Here is a 4,570-nt window from a genome sequence, read left to right as displayed (position 1 = left end):
TTGTGTCTTGGATGGCTAGTACTAATGAGTTTTGTTTGGCTCTTTCTATGGTGCTTTTTGTATGGGCTGCTAGGATGTCTGATGCTTTGATTCTTGGGTTGTCGAAGAAGTCGTATGCTCCTTGCACTGCGGCGGCGTCTCTCGATGCTTGGGGTATACTTTCTTCTGGGCACGCTGCTAGGTCTTCTACTATTTTGATTAGTCTTTTGTTTCGGCGTTTGTCTCCTAATTCTGCGTGTTTCAATTCCTCTGCTGCCCAACTCATTTTTTTGGCCTTTTTATGCTTCCTTTTTCTGCTATTTTCTCTTGTGTACAGACACTTTTTTCCTTATACATGACATCTGCTGTTTTTTTGGCTGTTTTTGTAAACTTTTGTCACTAATTCTAGGCCGATCCTATTTTTTCTTTACTCCTTTAACGGCATTTCAACGCTTTATAGCCGGAGAATTGTTAAGTTATTTTGCAAGCTTTGTTAAGTTATTTGCGATTAATGGATAGCGTTTGAAATTGTGACTAGGGCAGAGAGATTGCTGCATTCTGGTCTAGAAGCTTCCATATATTCCGATATTGCGGCGGCTCTGGTGGTACTGACTGGTCGCAGGGTTTCGGAAATTTTGGTGACGGCTCAGTTTTCTCGTTGTACGGCGTACAGTGTATGGTTTACCGGACAGCTTAAAACTAGGGGGAAGGAGTTGGCAGCAGTGGAAATTCCAACTCTGATTGAAGCCTCACGCATTATTGATGGCGTCAGCCGTCTGAGGGAATTGTTTCTGGTGGATGATACTAACCGGGATTTGTTGGACTCTTACAAAAATGATGTTCGTTGTCAGGTAATTCGCACTTTTTGTGACTTGGTGCCGACGATTCAAATGGTGGAAGGAGAGATGCGGCCTACAACTCATCGGATGCGGGCTGTATACAATTGTTTGGCTACTTTTTTCTATGCTCCACCGGGACTGAAGGATGATTTATACACAAAAGTCATCATGGCTCATGAAGACCGCAATAGTACGCTCAATTATATGGTTTATCAAATTGCGGATGAGGTAATTGCAGCGAGTGGTGGTAAGCGCCAGGGTATTCTCTTGGATCGACCGGGGGTGAAAGTTTTACAGGTTTTTCAAACCTGTCTTCCAGGGCGAGCAGAAGGTACTCTTGTGGAGGCAATGGCTTTTCCGGCTGTGCCAACTGTGGTGACAACTGTTGTCCAGAACCCAGATGCTGTTGGGGAGTACACAGATGATGGTGAGCCATCTGCTGTGTTCTCTAACTCTAAAGCTGTGGTTGGCTCTGGCAGCGTGAAGAGGGCGATCGTATCCTGCCAAACGGATGAAGCTATAACTGTAACTACTAAGGAAGCAGCGATCGATCGGGTGCGGTCAAAACCGGTTGTTGATATTCAAAAAATTTCCCCACCTCAGAGCATCTGCCCGTCTGGACATCAATCTCAACCAACTTTCGATCGCCACACCCCGATCGATGGCCACAGTAACAATAACCATACAGACGAAGACGAAGACGAAGAGGATTACTTTTCTACTGACGGTGAATCTAGGGTTGACTCTGATGTGGTTTCTCATCAACTGTTAAACAGTGACAGTGACAGTGACAGCAAGGGCGCGATTAATTTGGATGTTTATCTGGCTATCTGCCAGCGACTTTTGAGCAGTCCCCATTTTGGGCCGTTGGCGACGGGTTTAGTGGCTGTGACTGGCCGTAGTGTCGCTTCTCTGATTAAGTCTGGTATTTTCAAACTTACTGACTCGCCGCATCAGTTGCTTTTCAGCCATCAGTTGTCACCTGTGGGAACGATTACGACGCTGTTAGATAGTCGCTTGATTGTTGGGGCGATCGAACATTTGCGCTATCATCGTTGGACGGCTATTAAACGACTGCGTTATGAGGCTCCTAATCAGATTGAATATATCATTCGTCCTTTGATCCAGCGCTCGATTAAGAAGTTTTTTGCCTCGGTTATCCCCGATGTTAGTTATTCCGGTCTGATTGCTGCTTATGAGTTGCTGAGTGCTGCGAGTACCTCTGATGGGGTTGCGATCGCTCGTGCTACTGATGCTACTGATGCTCTTGCTGATAGTTCCACGCTTTTTGTCACTGCTGCGGGTGAAGACGATCCCAGTGGAGAAACGAATGAGGAGCGGGCTGTTTCCAGTACAAATGTACCAAACTTAGGGGTTGGCGAGCCATTGCATCTTACTCTTGAAGGGGAGGTTTTGCAGGATTGGATGGCGATCGCTTCTGGGTTAGGACTTTCCGTTGAAGATGCTTTACCTGCTATTGTCCGATTAGCTCGACGTAGTTTGTCTATTGTTGAAGGGATGTCAGTTGCTGCGGCAGAATCTCGTTCTCAAATGCTTTCTTCTGTGGTTGAAGCTGATTCAATGGCAGCAGAATCTCGTTCAGTTGAAGAGGAATCTGATTCAGTTTTAGAGGCTCCTAGTACATATCAATTAGCAGCTAAAGTCGCTCGATTGGAGTTACAATTACAACAAGTTACGGAATTAATTTCTCATCTTAATTCTGACCAATTTTCTTCAGATTCCCTGTCTTCTTCAAAGCTCACCGATAGTCAATCAGAGGTTCCCAAAAAATCTCAAAAACTTCGGAAATTTTCCTCTATATCAAATCAAGAGACTGGGAGTAATCTTAAGGGTAGGGCCCTCCAGAAGATCGATCGCACCGTAATAGCTGTGATGCAGTTTAACGAACAGACGAAAGAGCCAGAGCAAAAATGGTTTATTTCTGAGTCTTTGATTTTCCGACTAACAGGCTGCAATCGTCCAGCTGTTCGTCGTTATTTTGAGGCACTACGTTCGGCGATCGACGAACATAATCAACTTCATCAGTTGTCAGAACGCCATAATCAACTTAAGGCCAAGAAGAGTGATGAACAAGCCCTGCAAAATGCTGTTGATAACGCAATTTCTCTTGAAGCAAGCGGTTCGGATCGTTAACCTTTGTCAAAATAATTCAAAATTACAATCAGTGGGGGATTCTACCCATAATTAATTATACGGGAATACCAATTTTGAGCATTTGCTCTCTGAGGTCTTGAATGCGAGTTGGCGGTAATTGGCCTTGAAAAAACGATCGCACTTCTCCAATACGGATATTCAATAACTCGGCTAAAACTTTGGCGTTATAACCATGCCTGATCAAGTTTGGTTCTAAATCTTCTAGCCCAACTGATAACACCATTTCCACGATTTCTTTTGTCACTGGTTTACACGCTACTTTATGCGCTTCTTCCAAAGTCCGACGGAGATAGTGTTCTACTTGCAATGGCGTTGCCAGTCGCTCGGCTAAGAGCACCATTGCTTCTTCTGTTAATACATCTTCTGGTTGAATTCCCTCAATCGCACATTCGTTCAATAACCATTCTATGTACTGCTGTTGCTGACTTCGGATGCCTTCTAAAGTAAAGACTTCGGCTCTAGCACCAATCTCTTCTAAATGAGGACGACGCAGGTCATTTTTCAACTTCGGGTGTCCAGCTAACACTACTGAAAGCGTCGCTCCTCCAGAACGCACTAATTCCATTAACCGTTTGATTCCTAATAAGGTTCGATGATGCAAGTCGTGGGCTTCATCAACAAACAAAACTACGGGTTTCCGGCGCTTTCCAATCACGGACAATAGCTTTCGCTCCCGTTGTTCGGGTGCTGTGGGCAATCGTCCCTCTTTTTCCGTTGCCAAGTCATAGAACAGGGCTGTCATTAAGGTTGCTAGTCTGACACGCTCTTTATCGATCGCCAAGCTGCGCGAGAGCAATATGTCTTTTTCTGTGGCTAATTCTGATTGCAGTCGTTCTAAGGTTGTGGTCTTCCCGCATCCTACGACACCAGATAGTGCCACTAATCGCCCCTGGCGCAACAGAAATTTCAGTTCTTTGAACAGTTGTGCCTGTTGCTCTGTCTCAAAATACCCTACATGGCTAAAATCCCGTTTCAAGCCAAAGTACTCCATCACTCTACTGAGCATCGGGCCTCCTTGACGCAGGCATAAAATAATCTCGAATGCTTGCCAGCACTTGTTTTTTGTTTAAGCTGCTTTCCAATATTTCTTCTATATAGGCCATCTGCTCTGCTTTCAACTGAGCCAGTGGATAGCCTAGATAGTCTGCGATCGCTCGCTTGGCTGCTAGTACTGAGGGAAAGGTGAGTTCTTCAAATGGATCGGGGTCTACAAATGACTGGCGTGGCAGTTCGATGATGTTGTTTGGATTCGTGGCGTGGCTTGTATTTCCAACCGCATCTGGTAAGGCTAGTTGTTTGGCTAATGCTCCAATCCTCTCCGCCCGTTTTTGGCTACGGGTCTTTTTAAATTTCCGGTAGTGATGTAAGGGTATCGGGCCTTCTACTGGGATGTATGGGCCATAGCGTCGCTCTTTATGTTCTACGTACAGTTCGTTGTCGAATAGCCCCCACCACAAAATTACCGTTTCTCCTGCTAGGTCTGGGTCTACTTCGTAGCTAACTGCTTCCACACTAATCCGGGCATCAATGCCGACTTTGCGTTGTTCGGGTTCGCGGGCGAAGGTACAAAACCTTTC

The 4,570-nt window shown here is 45.4% G+C and carries 3 protein-coding genes and 1 pseudogene; 1 reads left to right on the top strand and 3 read right to left on the bottom strand.

Translation table 11 applies throughout. The annotated features are described in order from the left end of the window. A partial coding sequence (locus ACE1CD_RS23170) for a transposase DNA-binding-containing protein (RefSeq protein WP_374789837.1) occupies nucleotides 1-265 on the bottom strand: 265 nt, incomplete at its 3' end. Nucleotides 266-509: 244 nt separating this feature from the next. Between ACE1CD_RS23170 and ACE1CD_RS23165 the strand changes: the two genes are divergently transcribed. Next, a complete protein-coding gene (locus ACE1CD_RS23165; protein ID WP_374789835.1) occupies nucleotides 510-2,972 on the top strand; it encodes a protelomerase family protein in 2,463 nt (820 codons plus the stop codon). 55 nt (nucleotides 2,973-3,027) lie between these two features. On the opposite strand, the gene ACE1CD_RS23160 is transcribed toward ACE1CD_RS23165, so the two are convergent. After that, complete coding sequence (locus tag ACE1CD_RS23160) at nucleotides 3,028-3,999, bottom strand: ExeA family protein (RefSeq protein WP_374789833.1); 972 nt, start codon at nucleotides 3,997-3,999, stop codon at nucleotides 3,028-3,030. Next, nucleotides 3,989-4,570: pseudogene (locus ACE1CD_RS23155) on the bottom strand (IS481 family transposase); the annotation flags it as partial. The pseudogene ACE1CD_RS23155 and the gene ACE1CD_RS23160, both read right to left, overlap by 11 nt.

It is taken from the genome of Aerosakkonema sp. BLCC-F183 (assembly GCF_041929145.1).
GTDB lineage: Bacteria > Cyanobacteriota > Cyanobacteriia > Cyanobacteriales > Aerosakkonemataceae > Aerosakkonema.
This window is presented reverse-complemented; position numbering and strand designations above follow the sequence as displayed.